Below are 17,927 nucleotides of genomic sequence, written 5' to 3'. Positions count from 1 at the left end.
TCCTGGCGTACCAGTACCTGCAGTCTCTGCCGCAGATCGCCAACGGCACGGCGAACAAGGTCTGGATCATCCCGACCGAGCTGAGCAAGGCCATGGAGGGCCTCGGCGGCGCGCTCGGCGGGCTGGCCAACATGGTCGGCGACAAGCCGTCCGACGCGGTCGACTCCGGTGCGGTCGAGCGCGAGGCGGCGGAGGCGGCGCAGGCCGCGGCGGACGAGGCCGCGGCGGTCAACGCGCAGGTACGCGAGGCGGCCGCCCAGGTCTCCAGCGACGCCCCGAAGGGCCTGACCGCCGGCGAGCCGGTACCGCCGTCCGCGGCGCTCGGCACCACCGACTACAACGGCGCCGGCCAGCCCGAACGCGGCTGACCACGCACCACCGCCACCGACTACAACGGCGCCGGCCAGCCCGAACGCGGCTGACCACGCACCACCTTCCGGCCGGTCCCGCCCCGCGGGACCGGCCGGCTCATGTGCCCCGCCAGTATCACTGCTCCCTTTTTGGGCGTTTCGCGCATCTCGACGCTGTCCATTTGGGATGCTGACGCGAGAAATCTCCGACCGGACCCCCGGCCGCTCGGCTGACCGTGAGCGAGGCGGGCCCATGAGCATCAGCCAGCACCAGACCGCGAGTGGACGGCCCCTGCGGGTCGCACCCGCCTGGGTCGGCGGTGCCCGCCCGGCCGGCGACGAGGACCCGGTGCTCCCGGTACGCGACGTGGTGTGGATCTGGTCGGTCCGCCGGTACGCTCGTGCCGCCCTCTGGGCCCTGCCGCTCAGCGCCGTCCTGCTCGGCTGGTCCACGCTCGGCGTGGACACGCCACCCGGCCCGCTGCCGGTCGGACTGGCCGCCGGCTGGACCGCCACCATCGCCATGATCGCGCTGACCGGCCTGCTCGCCGCGTCCCGTACCCGCAGATCCGCCCTGCTCGGCCTGCTCATCGGCCTGGCCGGGCTGGTGCTCCTGCTGCCGTTCGCCGCACTGCCGGCCGGCGTCGGCCCGGACGGCGTCGCGCTGCCCGCCGACCGGGTACACACCGCGTCGCTGGTCGGAGCCGGGGTGTTCGGTCTCGGCTGGCTGCTGCTGGGCTGGGCGGTGTTCCGTTCCAAGCTGGTCAACCCCGCCGACGGAATCCTGCTGATGCTGGCGGCGGTGTCGATCGGCGCCGGTACGTACGCGGTCAAGCCGCTGCCTACGGTCGGTGCGTTGCTGCTGCTGGCGGCGGGCATGGGGATCGCCTGGACCGGTAACCGGCTGATCCCGCCGTCCTGACCTTCCGCACTGGGCCTGGGGCGCGCGCGTGGTGGCTCGGCTTTTCGCACGTTGAGCCCGGGTGGTCGCGGGTCTCGCCGCTCGCGCGGCGCCGCCGTTTCCGCACGCTCTGCCGCGCTGTTGCTGCGTGTGGAGTTGGGGTGTGGTGGGTGCCGTAAGTCCGCGCGGTCTGTAGCTGTGGTGGGGGCGTGTGGAGTTGGGGTGTGGTGGGTGCCGTGAGTCCGCGCGGTCTGTAGCTGTGGTGGGGGCGTGTGGAGTTGGGGTGTGGTGGGTGCCGTGAGTCCGCGCGGTCTGTAGCTGTGGTGGGGGCGTGTGGAGTTGGGGTGTGGTGGGTGCCGTGAGTCCGCGCGGTCTGTAGCTGTGGTGGGGGCGTGTGGAGTTGGGGTGTGGTGGGTGCCGTGAGTCCGCGCGGTCTGTAGCTGTGGTGGGGGCGTGTGGAGTTGGGGTGTGGTGGGTGCCGTGAGTCCGCGCGGTCTGTAGCTGTGGTGGGGGCGTGTGGAGTTGGGGTGTGGTGGGTGCCGTGAGTCCGCACATTCTGCAGCTGTGGTGGGGGCGTGTGGAGTTGGGGTGTGGTGGGTGCCGTGAGTCCGCACATTCTGCAGCTGTGGTGGGGGCGTGTGGAGTTGGGGTGCGGTGGGTGCCGGAAGTCCACACGTGAACCGGCGCGGCGATACGGTGGCCGGTTGGCGCTCCGAGCCGGACGCCTTTGCGGATTGCGCCGGTGCTGGTTCCGCGCATCGTGACGAGACGGGCTGAGCTGGGCGAACGGCGGCCGCGGTCGAGGCGGCCGCGGTGCCGAGAGGGCGAAACTCAAGTGGCAGATGGTGGCGGCGCGTGGCAGATCTTGGAGGCGTGGGCAGATCTTGGAGCGCGATGGCCCTCAGGGGGCGTTGCGGCTCCAAGATTCGTCCGAGCCTTCAAGACCTTGCCGGGATAGGTTCGCATTTCGGACAAAAGGGCGCGGCGGGGCAGTGGGTCGGGGGCACCAGGAACTTCTGGCGCCTGTGGCGGCGGGTAGCCGTGGTGGCGGGTAGCCGTGGTGGCGGGTGGCTGGGGTGGCGGGTGGCCGTGGTGGCGGGTGGCCGTGGTAGCGGGTGGCCGTGGTGGCGGGTGGCCGTGGTAGCGGGTGGCTGGGGTGGCGGGTGACTCGTGCGATGCCGCGATGGCGGTACTCCGGCGCTGTTTCTGTCGTACCGGGGTGGCATGCTCCTCTGCACGGTCGAGGGAGGAGCGGGTCATGTCGAAAGTGGTGGGCGACATCACCGTGTCGCTCGACGGGTTCGTGACCGGCCCGGATCCCGATCTCGCACATGGCCTCGGCCGCGGCGGCGACGAACTGCACCGGTGGGTCACCGACGGCGATGCCGTCGACGCCGCGGTGCTCGCCGAGACCAGCGACGCGACCGGCGCGGTCATCATGGGCCGGCGGGTGTTCGACTTCGTGGACGGCCCGCACGGGTGGACCGACGAGAGGGGATACGGCGGTCCCGAGGCGGGCATGCCACCCGTTCTGGTGGTCACCCGCACGCCGCCGGAGTCCACCCGGCTGGGCGAGCGGTTCACGTTCGTGGTCGACGGCATCGGCAGTGCGGTCACCAAGGCCGTCGCCCTGGCCGAGGGGCGGGACGTGGTGATCATGGGTGGGGCCACGGTGATCCGCGGCGCGCTCGAACGCGGCCTGCTCGACGAGTTGCGGCTGCATCTGGCGCCGGTGCTGCTGGGCGCCGGCACGCCGCTGTTCGACGGCGGGTCGCCGCGCGTGCTCCGGCAGACCCACGTCCGGCCGTCCGGGCACGCCACCCACCTCAGCTACCGGGTCGGCTGAGCGCCCGTGCCCGCCGTACACCCGATCACCGATCCCGACGACGAGCGCCTCGGTGACTACCGTGCGCTCACCGACCTGGAACTCCGTACCCGCTGGGAGCCGCCGAACGGCCTGTTCATCGCGGAGGGCGAGCTGGTCCTGCGGCGCGCCCTGCGGGCCGGATACCGGCCGCGGTCCTACCTGATCGACGCCAAGCGCGCCGACCAGCTCGCCGACCTGCCGGACGACGCCCCGGTCTACACGGCCACGCCCGCGGTGCTGGAGCGCGCCACCGGCTTCCACGTCCACCGCGGGGTGCTGGCCTCGTTCCACCGGCTGCCGTTGCGCAGCGCCGACGACGTCCTGGCCGGCGCCCGCCGGGTGGCGATCCTGGAGGACGTCAACAACCACACCAACATCGGTGCCGTGTTCCGCGGCGCGGCGGCGCTCGGCATCGACGCGGTGCTGCTGTCCCCGACCTGCGCCGACCCGCTCTACCGCCGCAGTGTCCGGGTCAGCATGGGCGAGGTGTTCGCGGTACCGTACGCCCGGATCGAGCCCTGGCCGGACGGCCTGGACCAGGTCCGGGCGGCCGGGTTCACGGTGCTGGCCCTCACCCCCGCGCCCGACGCGGTGCCGATCCAGCGCCTCAAACCCGACCAGCGGGAGCGCGCGGCGCTGCTGCTCGGCGCGGAGGGCCCCGGCCTGTCCCGGCACGCGCTGGCGGCCAGCGACGTGGGGGTCCGCATCCCGATGCGCCGCAACGTCGACTCACTCAACGTGGCGGCGGCCGCGGCGGTCGCGTTCTGGGAACTGAGCCGCGACGACGATCCCGGCTGACCGGAGGGGCCACGTGACCGGACAACTGCGCACCGACCGGCTGCTGCTGCGGCAGTGGCGGGACGACGACCTGGACCCGTGGGCGGCGCTCAACGCCGACCCGGAGGTCCGCGAGTTCTTCCCCGGCACGTTGACCCCGGAGGAGAGCGCCGCCTCGCTGCACCGCTTCCGGTCCGACCTGGCGGCGCGCGGCTGGGGCTGGTGGGCGGTCGAAGTGGTCGAGACCGGCGCGTTCGTCGGCTTCGCCGGCCTCGATCCGGTCGACGAGGGCATGCCGTTCCACGGCCTGGAGATCGGCTGGCGGCTGGCCCGGTCCGCCTGGGGCCACGGGTACGCCACCGAGGCCGCCCGCGCCTGCCTGGCGTACGGTTTCGGCCCGCTGGCCCGCCCCGAGATCCTCGCCGTGGCGGCCGCGGGCAATGTGCGCTCGCACGCGGTGATGCGCCGCCTCGGCATGACCCACGACCCGGCCGACGACTTCGACGACCCGACCGCACCACCGGGCCCGCTCCGGCCGAGCGTGCTCTACCGCATGCGGAACCCGCACCCGCAACCCTGATCCGGAGGCACCGTGACGACGGTCGTGGACGATCCGGCCGCCCTGCGCCGTGGCCGGATCGCCGTGTCGCTGCTGTTCCTGCTGTACGGCACCGTGCTCGGCGCATGGACCGCCCGCATCCCGGCGGTCAAGGCCGGGCTGGGCCTGAGCGACGGCGAGCTGAGCCTGGGCCTGCTGGCGTTCGCGGCCGGGGCGATCACCGGCATGCAGGCCATGGGTCCGCTGGCCGACCGCTTCGGCGGCGCCCGGCTGATGGCACCGGTCGCGGTGGTCGACGGCGTCCTGCTGGTCACCCCGGCGTACGCGGGTGCGCTGTGGTCGCTGTGCCTGTGCCTGTTCGCGTTCGGCACCGCCCACGGCATGCTCAACATCGCCATGAACGCCCACGCGGTCGAGGTGGAACGGGCCTGGCGACGTTCGATCATGTCATCCTTCCATGCGGTGTACAGCGTGGGCGGCTTCGTCGGCGCGGCGGTCGGCGGCCTCTTCGCGGCGGCCGACCTGAGCGCGGGGATCACCTTCCTGGCGGTGGCCGCCGGCGTGATGGTGGTGGCGGCCGGAGCCGGGCGGTGGCGGCTGCGGCAACCAGGGGGCGGCGGTTCGGCCGCCCTGGACGGACCGGCGGAGCCCGAGGAAGCGGCCGAGCCCAGGGGAGCGGCGGAGCCCGGGGGAGCGGCGGATGCTGCCGGATCGGCGGAGCCCAGGGGAGCGGCCGAGCCCGGGGGAGCGGCCGAGCCCGGGGGAGCGGCCGAGCCCGGGGGAGCGGCCGAGCCCGGGGGAGCGGCGGATGCTGCCGGATCGGCGGTTCCCGCGGGTGCGGTGGGCGCTGCGGGGTCGGTGGCCTCCTCCGGGGCGGCGGGCGTGGGGGGATCGGCCGCGTCGGCGCCGGAGGGCGGATCTGAGCGCGGGGTCTTCTTCCTCGGCGTGCTGGTGTTCTGCTGCCTGGTGGGTGAGGGCGCGGCCGCCGACTGGAGTGCCGTGTACCTGCGCGACACCCTCGGCAGCACGGCCGGGTTCGCGGCCGGTGCCTACGCCGCGTTCGCGATCATGATGACGGTGGGCCGGCTGGTCGGCGACCGGCTCGCCACGGCGCTCGGCCCGGTGCGGCTGGTCCGGGTCAGCGGCGCGCTCGCCGCGACCGGTCTCGCGGTGGGACTGCTGATCGACCATCCGGTTGCCGGGGTGGTGGGGTTCGGCTGCCTGGGCGCGGGCCTGTCCTGCATCGCGCCGCAGGTCTTCTCGGCGGCCGGGAACCGCGACCCGGCGCGCGCCGGACAGTCCATCGCCCGGGTGGCGAGCATGGGTTTTCTCGGCTTCGTCGTCGGCCCGCTGGTGATCGGCGCCGCCGCCGAGGTGGTCGGCCTGGCCTGGGCGCTGTCCATCCCGGTCGTGCTGGCGCTGTTCGTGGCGGCCGCCGCCCCGGCGCTGCGCCCACGACCCCGCGCGTCTCCGGCAGCCGGCCGGTGAGGGGCGGCGCGGCTGATCCACAAGGGATTCGCCGGGGTCCGGGCTGTGGCGCAGGTCGGCCCGCGGGCGCCGCGGCCGGGACGCCGCCGCGGGGCGGTTCCGGCGGGCGGCGAGTTGCGGCCCGTGCCCGCCGCCGGTGCCGGTCGGAGGTCGGGACCGGCACGTTAGTGGTCCCACTTAGCGGTGGGCGTGGACACCGCAATCGCGGGAGGATGGGACGGTGAGCGCCGAACTGCCCGTCGCCCCGCTGGCCGCCCTGCGCCGCCGGCGCAGCGCCAAGTGGCGTACCTATCCCGAGGATGTCATTCCGCTGACCGTCGCGGAGATGGACTTCGGCCTGGCGCCGCCGGTGCTCGACGTGCTGCGGGAGGCGGTGGAGGCGTCCGACACCGGCTATTCGGCCGCGGTGCCGGAGCTGGGCGAGGCGTTCGCCGGGTTCGCCGCGAAACGCTGGAACTGGGCGGTGGACCCGGCCACCGTCACCGCGGTCACCGACGTCGGCGTGGGCGTGGTCGAGTTGCTCCGCGCGCTGGTCCGGCCCGGCGAGGTGGTGGCGATCAGCACCCCGGCGTACCCGCCGTTCTTCGGTTGGTCGCCGGAGGCCAGTGCCGGGCTGCTGGAGGTGCCACTGGGGTACGGCGACGACGGCTACCGGCTCGACCTGGCCGCGCTGGAGCGGGCGTTCGCCACCCACCCGGCCGTCTACCTGCTCTGCAACCCGCACAACCCGGTCGGCCGGGTGCACGACGCGGACGAACTGGCGGCGCTGGTGCGGCTGGCCCGCCTGTACCGGGTGACCATCGTGAGCGACGAGATCCATGCGCCGCTGGTGCTGCCCGGTGCCACGTTCACGCCGCTGCTCACCGTGCCCGGCGCGGCCGACGTCGCGCTCAGCGTGGTGTCCGCCAGCAAGGCCTTCAACCTGGCCGGCCTGAAGTGCGCCGCGGTGGTGGCCGCGTCCCCGCCGATGGCCGCGGTGGTCGACCGGCTGCCACCCGACACCCGCTGGCGCACCGGTCACCTCGGCGTGCTGGCGTCGGTGGCCGCATTCCGCGACGGCGGCCCCTGGCTGGACCAGTTGCTGACCACGCTGGCCGCCCGGCGTACCCAGCTCGGCGAACTGCTGCGCGACCGCCTGCCGATGGTGCGCTGGCATCCGCCGCAGGCCACGTTCCTGGCCTGGCTGGACTGCACCCGCCTGGGCCAGGACAACGAACCCCGCGACCTCTTCCTGGAACGCGGCCGCGTCGCGGTCGAACCCGGGCTGCGCTTCGGAGCCGCCGGCGCGGGCCACGTGCGCCTGAACTTCGGCACCGGACCCGCCGTTCTGGACGAAGCACTCGCCCGCATGGCCGGTGCTGTGACCGGGTAGGCATCGAACCTGCCGATGCGGCAGTACGGTTGTACGGGTCGCTTCGTCGCGGGTTCGGGGGTGTGCACGTGTCGTCCGGTTCAGGTTCCGACCCGCATCTGCGCGCACTGCTGCGCGCCATCCGGCTGCGGCAGGCCGCACCCGAGGCCGCGGAGGCCGGTGCGGCAGATGCGACCGCCGCGTTGTCCGGGGGTGCGCCATTCGGGGGTACGCCGTCCGCTGTGCCGCCGTCTGCTGTCCCACCGCCGTCTGCTGCTGCCCCGCCGTCTATTGCTGGCCCGCCGTCTGCCGCGCCGCCGTCTGCCGCCCCACCATCTGCTGCCGCCCCACCATCTGCTGCCGCCCCACCATCTGCTGTCCCGCCGTCCGCTGCCGCCCCGCAGCCGACTCCCGCGAGTCACCCGAGCCTGCCGGCCGGTCCCGCCCGGGCGGCGCTCGGACCCGCCGAACCGGGCGCGCCCGACGACTCCCGGCCGGCGGGCGACGGGGCCGCCGAACCGGCCGGACCCGAGCACGGGGCGCGGCCCGCCAATGTCGATCCGATCGCCCGCCTGGCCGCCGGAGCCGCAGGGGCCGCCGACGGTACGGCGTCGCTGCCGCCCGCCCACCCGTCGCGCGAAGTGCTCCGCGACCACCACAGCCAAGAACTCGCCGGTCAGGGGGCCGGACCGGTCAAGCCCCGGTCCGTCACCCCACCCAGCCCCGAGGCCGCAAGGCCCACTCCTTACCGGCCGGCGACGAACATCCACCCGCACCTCCCACCGGCGAACCTGCCGCCGGCGCCGCCGCACCCCCACCCCCCTGCCGCGACGCCCCCGTCACCCCCGCCGGCCACCCCCAACGTCCCGGCCACCCCCAACGTCCCGGCCACCCCCAACCTCCCGGTCGCCCCGGCGACCCCGAACTTCCCGGCGGGCCCGGCCACGCCGAACCTTCCGGCCGGCCCGGCAACCCCGAACCTCCCGGCCGTCCCGGCAACCCCGAACCTCCCGGCCGGCCCGGCCAAGCCCACACCTCCCGCACGCCTCCACCCCCCGATCCACCCGTGGACCCCGGCCCCGCACCACACCGCCTCCCTCACCCCGATCACCGGCGCCTCGTTCCCGGTGGGCGGCGTGTCGGGTGTCTCGCCGGTCGACCGCCCGGTACCGGGTCAGCACCCCGAACCGCCCAACCCCGGCCTCGTGCCGCCGCTGCCCCCGGCGGCCGTCCCGCCGGTGACCGGCGTCGTGCCTCCGGCCCGGCTCGCCCCGGTCGACGGCATGGACCCCGCGGACGACGTCGCGTTGCGGGAGATTCAGCGGCTCCTCGGCAACAGCCTGTCGATGGCCGGCGGGCCGGAGGAGGTGGCGGAGCGGCTGCGCGCGGCCCTGCTGCAGGCCCGGCCGCAGGTGCTGGCCGCGCTGCCGGGCAACCCGCAGTGGCAGCGGGAACAGCTGGCCCTGGCGCTCACCTGGCTGGTGCACAACCTGGACCAGCCGCCGGTGCTGGCGGCCGGCTGTGCGCAACTGGGTGCGGCGCTGGCCGAGTGCGGGGTGCCGGGGCAGCAGTTGCAGCTGACCGGGGCCGCGCTGGCCGAGGCGATGCGTGCCGGGATGGCGGCGAACGGCTGGCGGCAGGACTTCGATCAGGCGTGGCGTACGACCTGGCAGCACGTGCACGAGTGGATGGCGCACGGCGAGGCGGCCCGGGCGTACCAGCCGGCGGTGTGGACCGCGGTGGTGGTGTCGCACGAGCTGCGCCGCCCCGATCTGGCGGTGCTGCGGCTGCGTCCGTACCTGCCGATGCCGTTCCGGCCGGGGCAGTTCGCCCGGGTGGAGGTGCCGGAGCTGGCCGGGGTGTGGCGGCCGTACTCGCTGGCCGGTTCGCCCCGGCGGGACAATCTGATCGAGCTGCACGTGCGGGCGAAGAGTGCGGCGGGGGTGAGCGGCGCGCTGGTGTACCGCACCGCGGTCGGTGACACGGTGCGGTTCGGGCGGGCCGAGGGGGAGATGGGGCTGCCCGAGCATCCGGCCCGGGATCTGCTGCTGGTGGCGGGGGACACCGGGGTGGCGCCGTTGAAGGCGATGCTGGCGGAGCTGGCCGCGACCGGCGACCGGCGGTCGGCGGTGCTGTTCTGGGGGGTCCGTGACCTGGACGAGCTGTACGACATCGAGGACATCGCCGACATCGCCCGGGCCTGCCGCCGCGCCACCGTGGTGCCGGTGGTGTCCGAGGGCGAGGCCGGCCCGTACGCGTCGGGGCTGGTGACCGACGCGATCGCGGCGTACGGCGAGTGGTCCGGCGCCGAGGTCTACCTGGCCGGGCCGCCGGTCATGCTGGCCGCGACCAGCGCCGCCCTGCGGATGCTGGGCGTGTCACCGGAGCGGATCCACCACGACCCGCAACCCTGATCAGGCCAGCGCGTCCGCCAGGATCTTCGCGTACGCGGGCGGGACGTACGTCGGGCCGCCGGGCGTGAGCACGTCGTCGGCGGAGGCGGCGATCCAGGCCGAGGCGGGTACGGCCGCCCGCAGCGCGGTCAGCACCGGAGCGTCCCGCCACTGTTCCTGCTCGCTCAGCAGGGTCAGCGCGACCAGCGACTCCTCCACCTCGCCGACGCACTCGAACGGCTTGTGCGCGTCGATGCCGAGCAGTTCCAGGTAGCCGGGCAGCTGCGCCGGGTCGGCGAACAGGTCGAGCCCGAAGATGCCGGTGAGCCGCTCGCGTGGCATGAACGGCGCCATGGCCAGGAACACGAACCGGCACTTCGGACAGTCGCCGCACCAGCGGGCCGTCGGGTCGTGCAGCTTGAACGCCTGGTTGCAGCTGGTGACGACGGGGTCGTACCGGGTGTGTGCGGCGAACAGCTGGGCGATGTGCAACTCGGACAGCGAGCGCAGCATCGAGAAGTACGGCTCGGTCAGCCCGGTGTGCGCGACCACCGCGGCCCGCAGCAGCCCCTCGGCGGCCACGCCCTTGGACCATTGGTGGTTCACCTCGTGACCGTTCCAGATCAGATTGGGGTCGGACGCGGACCGCTCGTTGGACATCACCACCGGGCCCAGTCCGTGCCAGGTCGCGGCGGCCACCGCGATCAGCGAGTTGATCGCGGTGACCGGGATGTGGCCGTTGCGCGCGCCGGCCGCGTTCAGCTCGAACAGGCGCGGGTCCAGGCGGCGGCGGGCGGCCAGCGCGGGCAGCCCGGAGGCGGTGTTGACGTTGACGATGACCGGGTTGGGGTTCACCGAGAACGGCACCGGGTCCAGCCCGGCGGCCCGCAGGATCTCCAGCGTGACGATCGAGTCCTTGCCGCCGCCGACGGCCGACAGCGGGCGACGGTCGGCGTTGTCCACCGGTGTGGCGGGCGCGGACAGCGACGGCACGTCCACCACCAGGTCGAGCACGTGCGGCAGGTCGTTGCGGTACGCGTACTCGGCCATGCCCTTGGTGTAGACCGCGGTGAACAGCGCGGCCGCCTCGGCCGGCACCGCCGCCGGGGCCTCGACCCGGGCCGGCGCGCCCACCTTGAAGTAGCTGACGCCGGCCACCACGTGCAGCAGGTCCAGCACCCGGCGGACGGTTTCCACCGGGCCGGGGGAGTCCGGCACGGGCAGCGTGACGGTCTCGGTGAAGTGCAGGGGCTCGGGCCCGTCGAGCAGGTAGTCGAATTCGGCCACACCGGTCTCGGGATCGAACCGGTATGCGGGGAACCGCATGACTTCGTACTGCGAACGCACCCAAGACTCCCGTCGTCGCGCCGGCGAGCAATACTAGTGCGACTGTCCAGCGACTGGGGGAGATGTACCGTGCGCCTGGCTGACCTGCGGGGCCGTTCGGTTGCCGTCTGGGGTACCGGCCGCGAGGGCCGCGCCGCGGTCACCGCGATCGCCGCGCACCGGCCCGCCCGGTTGATGGCGGTCGACGACAGCGCGAACTTCCTGTCCGTGCCGTGGGAGGGCGACCTGGCCCGGCTGGCGCCGCTGGCCGGCGGCGAGCACGCGTTCGGTGCGCTGGCCGCGGCGGACGTGGTGGTCCGGTCGCCGGGGGTGCCGCAGACCCATCCGTGGATGGCCGAGCTGCGCGGCCGGGGGATCACCATCACCGGCGGCAGCGCGCTGTGGCTGGCCGACCACGCGGCGGCGACCGTGGGCGTCACCGGCAGCAAGGGCAAGAGCACCACGTCCAGCCTGATCAGCCACCTGCTCGCGGCGGCCGGCCGGCCGAACGTGTTCGGCGGCAACATCGGCGTACCGCTGCTGGACCTGCCGGAGGCGGAGCGGTACGTGCTGGAGCTGTCCAGCTACCAGTGCAGCGACCTCACCGACTCGCCGCGGGTGGCGGTGGTCACGTCATTGTTCCCGGAGCACCTGGACGCGCACGGCGGCGAGCGGGAGTACTACCGGGACAAGCTCAACCTGCTGGCCCACGGTCCGGAACTGATCGTGATCAACGGCGCCGACGAGCGGCTCGTCGCGGAGGTGTCCGGCCGCACCGACGCCTCCGGGTTCGCGCCGGTGCCGGCGGCGGCCGGCGACTCGCGGTTCCGGGTGGACGCCGACGACCTGGTCTACTGCAGCGACGAGCCGCTCTTCCCGCGCAGCGCGTTCGCGCTGCGCGGCGTGCACAACGGGCGGAATCTCTGCGTCGCGCTGGCCGTGCTGGACGGTCTGGGGGTGGACGTCCGCGATCCGGCGATCGAGGCGGCGGTACGCGGTTTCCGGGGTCTTCCGCACCGGCTGGCCGAGATCGAGGACCCGTCCGGGGTGACGTTCGTCGACGACACGCTCTCCACCAGCCCGTACTCGGCCATGCACGCCATCGACGCCTACCTGGACCGTCCGCTCACCGTGCTGGTCGGCGGCACCGACCGCGGCCTGGACTACGCGCCGTTACGCGAGCACCTGCGGGACCGGGAGCTGACCGTGATCGGCATCCCGGACTCCGGGCCGCGGATCGTGGCCGAGCTGGCCGGCCTGCCCGGCGTGCGTACCGAGGTCGCCGAGGACCTGCCGGCGGCGGTCGGGCTGGCCCGCAAGGTCACCCCGGCCGGCGGCGTGGTGCTGTTGTCGCCGGCCGCGCCGAGCTACGGGCGGTACCGCAACTTCGAGCACCGTTCGGAGGCGTTCGTCGAGGCGGTCCGGGACACCGCGGTCTAGCACCCGGCGGCGGTCACCGGGTCTTCTCGAAGGCCCGCTGGTGGTACGGCCCGTCGTCGTAGCGCGGGATCTCCCGGTAGCCGCTGCTCAGGTACAGCGCGGCGGCCTCGGTGAGGACGTGGTGGGTACCCAGCCGGACGGTGCCGAAGCCGTGTGCGGCCGCGCCGTCCTCCAGCCGGCCGAGCAGCCGGCGTCCCAGCCCGAGCCCGCGGGCGCCCGGGTCGACCCACAGGTGCCGGATCTCGGCGGTGCCGGGGCCGAGCCGCTGCCACACGCCGCAGCCGACCGGCCGGTCCTCCTCGCGCGCCACCAGGAACTCGCCCGGGCCGGCGGTGAGTTCGCCGGGTCGCAGCAGCGCGGACTCCTGGTAGCCCTCGGGGAAACGGACGGACAGTTCCGCGGCGTACGCCGCCAGGCAGTGGCGGGCCTCGGCGGAGTCGTCGGCCACCGGGTCGACCGTCACGGCGGCCAGGCGCAGCAGCGTGCGGACCTCGGCCTGGGCGGCCACCAGCCGTCGGCGCTGTTCGGGGGTCAGCGGGCCGAGCAACTCGCCGATCCCGGCGCGTGACCGGGCGTCCAGGTCGGCGCGTTCGCGTACCCCGGCGGGGGTGAGCGCAGCGACGCGGACCCGGCCGTCCTCGGGATGGGGGTGGGTCCGCACCAGCCCGTGCTCCTCCAGCGAGCGCAGCAGCCGGCTCAGGTGGCCGGAGTCGAGCCCGAGCCGGGCCCGCAGTTCGCGGACCGTGGTGGCGTCGCCGATCTCGTACAGCAGCCGGGCCTCGCTGAGCGGGCGGTCCTGGCCCAGGTAGCGGTCGGCCAGGATGCCGAGCCGGCGGGTGTAGTAGCGGTTGAAGTCGCGTACCTGCTCAACGGGGTCGGAGGGGTCCATTCCGCGATGCTAGAGCAATCTCTGACCTGGGTCAGATAAAAAGTTTTTCAGGTAACGGTTTGAAAACTTCACCCAGATTCTTGACACAGGGGGTCTCGTAGTAAGAACTTTTACCGCGACAGTTAACACTCCTTATGAAGGGACCCCGCATGGTCGAGCCCGAGGCCGACGGCACCGCCTCCACCGCGGTCGCCGACGCCGACGTGCGCGACCAGGTCCCGCCGGAACGCAATGGCACCGGCGACGCGCTCGACGCGGCGCCGATGCCGGGCCGGGACGACGGCGTCCTGGTGCGGGTCCGGACCCTGCTGCCGGAGTTCACCGGCGCGCTCCAGCGGGTGGCCGAGCAGGTGCTCGCGGACCCGGCCGCCGCGTCCCGCGCCACCATCGTGGAACTGGCCGAGCGCAGCGGCACCTCGCCGGCCACGGTCACCCGGTTCTGCCGGGCCCTGGGCTTCGACGGGTACGCCGACCTCCGGCTCGGCATCGCGGCGGAAACCGGACGGGCCCGGTCCGCCGGGTGGACCGTCGACATCGGCCGGGAGATCCAGCCGGGCGACCCGCTCGAACGGGTACTCGGGCAGATCATGGCGGCCGACACCCGGGCCATGCACGACACCGCGTCGCTGCTCGATCTGTCCGAGGTGGAACGGGCGGCGGTCGCCGTAGCCGCCGCGCCCCGGGTGAACATCTTCGGCGCCAGCGGCAGTGCGCTGGTCGGCGAGGAGATGCAGTTCAGCCTGCACCGGATCGGCGTACCCGCGTGGGCCTGGACCGATGTCCACAACGGCCTGGCCAGCGCCGCCCTGTCCCGCCCCGGCGACGTCGCGCTCGGCATCTCGCACAGCGGCGCGACCGGGGAGACCATAGAGCTGCTGGCCGAGGCCAGCAGCCGGGGCGCGACCACGATCGCGCTGACCAGCTTCCGGCGTTCCCCGCTGGCCGAGCTGGCCGACATCGTGCTGCTCACCGCCACCCAGGCGACCACGTTCCGGCCGGACGCGCTGAGCGCGCGCCACCCGCAGCTGGTCGTCCTCGACCTGCTCTACGTCGCCGTCGCGCAGCGGACCCACGAACGATCGCACGCCGCGTTCCAGCGCACCGCCCAGGCGGTGCACGGGCACAAAGCCGTCAAGGACGGGACCGCATCACCCTGATCCGCACCCGACACACCCCGAATCCGATATGAACATCCCTTCCCGGGCCCGACACGAGGAGAACTACGATGACCGACGTATTTACCAAGCCCGAGCTTGACCGGCGCACCCTGTTGCGTCGCGCGGCCGCCGTGGGCCTGCTCGCCACCCCCGCGGTCGGCATGCTGAGCGCCTGCGTCGGCGGCGGCGAGGAGAAGACCCAGGACCAGGCGGAGGGCGCGAAGTCCGACACCAACCCGCTGGGTGTCGACCCGAAGGCCCCGCTGGAGATCATCATCTTCAACGGCGGCCTGGGCACCAAGTACGCCACCGACGTGGACATCCCGTCGTACAACAAGCTGTTCCCGGAGTCCAAGGTCGCGTTCAGCGAGACCACCGAGATCGGCAAGGTCGTCCAGCCGCGGATTAACGCCGGCACCCCGCCGGACATGGTCAACAACGCCGGCGCCGGCCTGATGGACATGGCCGCCATCGTCAAGGCGGGCCAGGCCCAGGACCTCACCGACATGTTCAACGCGCCGTCGGTGGACATCGCCGGTAAGACCGTCAAGGACACGCTGGTACCGGGCGCCTACGAGCAGGGCCTGTTCGACGGCAAGCCGATGGTGCTGAACTACGCGTTCACCGTCTACGGCCTCTGGTACAACGCCGCGCTGTTCAAGAAGAACAACTGGACCCTGCCGAAGACCTGGGCCGAGTTCACCACGCTGCTCGACCAGATCAAGGCCAAGGGCATCACCCCGTTCGCGTACGCGGGTGCGAACGCCGCCTACTACCAGTACCTCGCCATCCTGACCAGCGCGGCCAAGATCGGTGGCGCGGAGGTCCTGAAGGCGATCGACGAGAACGCGGACGGCGCCTGGACCGCGGAACCGGTCAAGCAGGCCGCGGCCGCCTGGGCCGAGATCGGTGCCAAGTACTCCGACAAGAAGTTCTCCGGACTGCGGCACACCGAGGTCCAGCTGCAGCAGAACCAGGACCGGGTGGCGTTCTACCCGTGCGGGTCCTGGCTGGAGAACGAGCAGGCCAAGGACACCCCGGCCGGCTTCGAGTACGCGGTCATCCCGATGCCCAGCATCACCGGCGCCGACAAGCTGCCGCAGACCGCGATCTACGCGGCGGCCGGCGAGATGTACTACGTGTCCAGCAAGGGCAAGAACCCGCGCGGCGGCATGGAGTTCCTCCGGCACATGCTGTCCAAGGAGGCCGCGGCCGGCTTCACCAAGCTGACCAAGGTGCTCACCGTGGTCCAGGGCGCGGCCGACGGCCTCACCGTGTCGCCCGGCCTGTCCAGCGGCAACGAGCTGGTCAAGGCGGCCGGCAAGGACTACTTCGGCTACCGCTGGCCGGAGCTGTACAAGAAGCTCGACACCGAGTGCCAGGCGGCCACCAACGAGCTGATGTTCAACGGCGGTACCGCGGACAAGTTCTGCGACCGCATGCAGAAGGCCGCCAGCGCCATCTGAGATCGCCCCACCCCGACCGGAACCCCTGAGAGGACGCCATGCGGCACGGCAAGTATCCCTTCATCATCGGTTTCCTTGCCGTGCCGGTGACGCTCTACGTCACCTTCGTGGTCGCGGCATACGTCCAGACGTTCCAGCTGGCGTTCACCGACTGGTCCGGGCTCGGCCCGATCAGCTACGTGGGCTTCGACAACTTCGTGGAACTCTGGAACGACGAGCTGTTCTGGCGGTCCGTCCAGCACAACCTGTTCCTGCTGCTCGCGCTGCCGATCATCACGATCGCCATCGCCCTGGTGTTCGCGTTCCTGCTCAACGTGGGCGGCGGACACCGGGGCGGGACGACGAAGGGCGTGTGGGGCTCGAAGGTGTACCGGATCATCTTCTTCTTCCCGCAGCTGCTCGCCCTGGCCATCGTCGCGGTGATCTTCGGCCGGGTGTACTCGCCGGACGACAGCGGCCTGATCAACGGCCTGCTGCCGGCCGGCTGGGACCCGATCCTGTTCCTCGCCGACAAGCAGCTCGCCATGCTGTGCATCCTCGCGGTGCTGGTCTGGCAGTCCGTCGGCTTCTACGTCGTGCTGTTCTCGGCCGGCATGGGCTCGGTGCCGACCGAGATCTACGAGGCCGCGGCCCTGGACGGCGCCAACCGCGTCACGCTGTTCTTCCGGATCACCATCCCGCTGCTGTGGAGCACCATCCAGGTCGCCTGGGTGTACCTCGGCATCGCCGCGTTCGACGTGTTCGCCCTGGTGAACATCATGAGCGTGGAACGCGGTGGCCCGGACGGCGCGACCTCGGTGCTGAGTTTGATGATCTACCGCAACGCGTTCGAGTTCTCCCAGGCCGGTTACGCCTCCGCACTCGGTGTGTCGCTGTTCATCCTGACCCTGGCGTTCGCCGCGCTGACCCTGCGGGTCACCCGCCGCGACGCCGTCGAGCTGTAGGAGAGGCCCGCGATGAGCAACCTCACCAAGACCCCCGCCCCGGTCGGACCGCCGTGGATGGCCGGTGCCAAGACGGCCGGCCGCAAGCCCGACGTGAAGCGCGAGGTCAACGGGTTCAGCACGCTGGCGCACATCGCGCTGTTCGTCTGGGCGCTGGCCACCGCGGGCCCGCTGATCTGGGTGGTGCTGAGTTCCTTCAAGACCAACACCGAGATCTTCCTCGGCCAGCCGTTCGGCCTGCCCGGATCGTTCTCCTTCCAGACGTACGTCGACGCCTGGAACACCGCGCACGTCGGCCGGTACTTCCTGAACAGCGTGTTCGTCGTCGCGGTCAGCACCGCCGGCACCATGCTGTTCGGCTCGATGGCGGCGTACGTGCTGGCCCGCTACCGCTTCTGGGGCAACCGCTTCCTGTACTACCTGTTCGTCTCCGGGCTGGCGTTCCCCACGTTCATGGCCCTGGTGCCGCTGTTCTTCATCCTGAAGAGCTTCGGGCTGATCAACACGTTCACCGGCCTGATCCTGGTCTACATCGCCTACTCGCTGCCGTTCACGGTGTTCTTCCTGGCCGCGTTCTTCAAGACGTTGCCCAAGGAGATCGAGGAGGCGGCCACCGTGGACGGCGCCTCGCACACCCGGACGTTCTTCCAGATCATGGTGCCGATGGCGCGGTCCGGCCTGATCAGCATCACGATCTTCAACATCGTCGGCCAGTGGAACCAGTACCTGCTGCCGGTCGCGATCATGCAGGGCGCGGGCGCCGACTCCAAGTGGGTGCTCACCCAGGGCATCGCCAACATCAGCACGTCGGCGGGATACCAGGCGCAATGGTCGACGCTGTTCGCCGCGCTCACCCTGTCGATCCTGCCGATGATCATCGTGTACGCGATCTTCCAGCGGCAGATCCAGGCCGGCCTCACCGCGGGCGCGGTCAAGTAGCCGCCCGGTCGGTGCCCGGATAACGGCGTTGGTGTTGACCCAGCTCGGGGCACAGGTGAAAAACAAAAACATTGGTCCAC

14 protein-coding genes and 1 pseudogene are annotated in these 17,927 nt (G+C 72.6%); 13 read left to right on the top strand and 2 right to left on the bottom strand.

The window, feature by feature from the left end; all coding sequences use genetic code 11:
- The 8 genes and pseudogenes from LDL48_RS37820 to LDL48_RS37785 form a co-directional block, all read left to right on the top strand.
- Nucleotides 1–368 (top strand): annotated as a pseudogene (locus LDL48_RS37820) (SPFH domain-containing protein); the annotation flags it as partial.
- 235 nt (nt 369–603) lie between these two features.
- Nucleotides 604–1,272, top strand: coding sequence for a hypothetical protein (locus tag LDL48_RS37815; RefSeq protein ID WP_225259979.1), 669 nt, complete (start codon nt 604–606; stop codon nt 1,270–1,272).
- A gap of 1,237 nt (nt 1,273–2,509) precedes the next feature.
- Complete coding sequence (locus LDL48_RS37810) at nt 2,510–3,097, top strand: dihydrofolate reductase family protein (protein WP_225259978.1); 588 nt, start codon at nt 2,510–2,512, stop codon at nt 3,095–3,097.
- A 6-nt stretch (nt 3,098–3,103) separates the two neighbouring features.
- Nucleotides 3,104–3,916, top strand: a complete 813-nt coding sequence (locus LDL48_RS37805; RefSeq protein ID WP_225259977.1) for a TrmH family RNA methyltransferase — start codon at nt 3,104–3,106, stop codon at nt 3,914–3,916.
- Nucleotides 3,917–3,929: 13 nt separating this feature from the next.
- Nucleotides 3,930–4,475, top strand: a complete 546-nt coding sequence (locus tag LDL48_RS37800; RefSeq protein WP_225259976.1) for a GNAT family N-acetyltransferase — start codon at nt 3,930–3,932, stop codon at nt 4,473–4,475.
- A 12-nt stretch (nt 4,476–4,487) separates the two neighbouring features.
- Entirely contained in the window at nt 4,488–5,942 is a 1,455-nt protein-coding gene (locus tag LDL48_RS37795) for an MFS transporter (RefSeq protein ID WP_225259975.1), read from the top strand.
- Between the two features lie 220 nt (nt 5,943–6,162).
- Nucleotides 6,163–7,314 carry a MalY/PatB family protein gene (locus LDL48_RS37790; RefSeq protein WP_225259974.1) on the top strand — a complete coding sequence of 384 codons (1,152 nt, stop codon included), beginning with the start codon at nt 6,163–6,165 and terminating at the stop codon, nt 7,312–7,314.
- Nucleotides 7,315–8,429: 1,115 nt separating this feature from the next.
- On the top strand, nt 8,430–9,707 hold the full coding sequence (locus LDL48_RS37785) for an FAD-binding oxidoreductase (RefSeq protein ID WP_225259973.1): 1,278 nt from the start codon (nt 8,430–8,432) through the stop codon (nt 9,705–9,707).
- Here the strand turns inward: LDL48_RS37785 and LDL48_RS37780 are convergent, their stop codons facing one another.
- The gene (locus tag LDL48_RS37780) at nt 9,708–11,033 is read right to left on the bottom strand and encodes a MurL-like N-terminal domain-containing (RefSeq protein WP_504786603.1); all 1,326 of its coding nucleotides are present in this window, start codon (nt 11,031–11,033) and stop codon (nt 9,708–9,710) included.
- A 69-nt stretch (nt 11,034–11,102) separates the two neighbouring features.
- Between LDL48_RS37780 and murD the strand changes: the two genes are divergently transcribed.
- Entirely contained in the window at nt 11,103–12,452 is a 1,350-nt protein-coding gene (gene murD, locus LDL48_RS37775) for a UDP-N-acetylmuramoyl-L-alanine--D-glutamate ligase (protein WP_225259972.1), read from the top strand.
- Nucleotides 12,453–12,465: 13 nt separating this feature from the next.
- Here the strand turns inward: murD and LDL48_RS37770 are convergent, their stop codons facing one another.
- Entirely contained in the window at nt 12,466–13,341 is an 876-nt protein-coding gene (locus tag LDL48_RS37770) for a bifunctional helix-turn-helix transcriptional regulator/GNAT family N-acetyltransferase (protein ID WP_225259971.1), read from the bottom strand.
- Between the two features lie 149 nt (nt 13,342–13,490).
- On the opposite strand from LDL48_RS37770, the gene LDL48_RS37765 reads away from it, so the two are divergent.
- The 4 genes from LDL48_RS37765 (at nt 13,491) to LDL48_RS37750 (ending at nt 17,847) form a co-directional block, all read left to right on the top strand.
- Nucleotides 13,491–14,498 carry a MurR/RpiR family transcriptional regulator gene (locus LDL48_RS37765; protein WP_225259970.1) on the top strand — a complete coding sequence of 336 codons (1,008 nt, stop codon included), beginning with the start codon at nt 13,491–13,493 and terminating at the stop codon, nt 14,496–14,498.
- A gap of 68 nt (nt 14,499–14,566) precedes the next feature.
- Nucleotides 14,567–15,964, top strand: a complete 1,398-nt coding sequence (gene ngcE / locus LDL48_RS37760; RefSeq protein WP_225259969.1) for an N-acetylglucosamine/diacetylchitobiose ABC transporter substrate-binding protein — start codon at nt 14,567–14,569, stop codon at nt 15,962–15,964.
- A 38-nt stretch (nt 15,965–16,002) separates the two neighbouring features.
- Nucleotides 16,003–16,908 carry a carbohydrate ABC transporter permease gene (locus LDL48_RS37755; protein ID WP_225259968.1) on the top strand — a complete coding sequence of 302 codons (906 nt, stop codon included), beginning with the start codon at nt 16,003–16,005 and terminating at the stop codon, nt 16,906–16,908.
- 12 nt (nt 16,909–16,920) lie between these two features.
- Nucleotides 16,921–17,847, top strand: coding sequence for a carbohydrate ABC transporter permease (locus LDL48_RS37750; protein ID WP_225259967.1), 927 nt, complete (start codon nt 16,921–16,923; stop codon nt 17,845–17,847).
- Nucleotides 17,848–17,927: the final 80 nt, after the last annotated feature.

The organism is Jidongwangia harbinensis (genome assembly GCF_020216025.1).
In the GTDB taxonomy this organism is placed as follows: Bacteria; Actinomycetota; Actinomycetes; order Mycobacteriales; family Micromonosporaceae; genus Actinoplanes; species Actinoplanes harbinensis.
The sequence above is the reverse complement of the archived record's forward strand: the minus strand, read 5'-3'. Positions and strand labels throughout refer to the sequence as shown.

Coding starts and splice junctions, on each gene's coding strand:
- LDL48_RS37765 (WP_225259970.1), top strand. CDS start 13,491: ATGGTCGAGCCCGAGGCCGACGGCACCGCCTCCACCGCGGTCGCCGAC.
- LDL48_RS37755 (WP_225259968.1), top strand. CDS start 16,003: ATGCGGCACGGCAAGTATCCCTTCATCATCGGTTTCCTTGCCGTGCCG.
- LDL48_RS37770 (WP_225259971.1), bottom strand. CDS start 13,341: ATGGACCCCTCCGACCCCGTTGAGCAGGTACGCGACTTCAACCGCTAC.
- LDL48_RS37815 (WP_225259979.1), top strand. CDS start 604: ATGAGCATCAGCCAGCACCAGACCGCGAGTGGACGGCCCCTGCGGGTC.
- LDL48_RS37810 (WP_225259978.1), top strand. CDS start 2,510: ATGTCGAAAGTGGTGGGCGACATCACCGTGTCGCTCGACGGGTTCGTG.
- ngcE (WP_225259969.1), top strand. CDS start 14,567: ATGACCGACGTATTTACCAAGCCCGAGCTTGACCGGCGCACCCTGTTG.
- LDL48_RS37750 (WP_225259967.1), top strand. CDS start 16,921: ATGAGCAACCTCACCAAGACCCCCGCCCCGGTCGGACCGCCGTGGATG.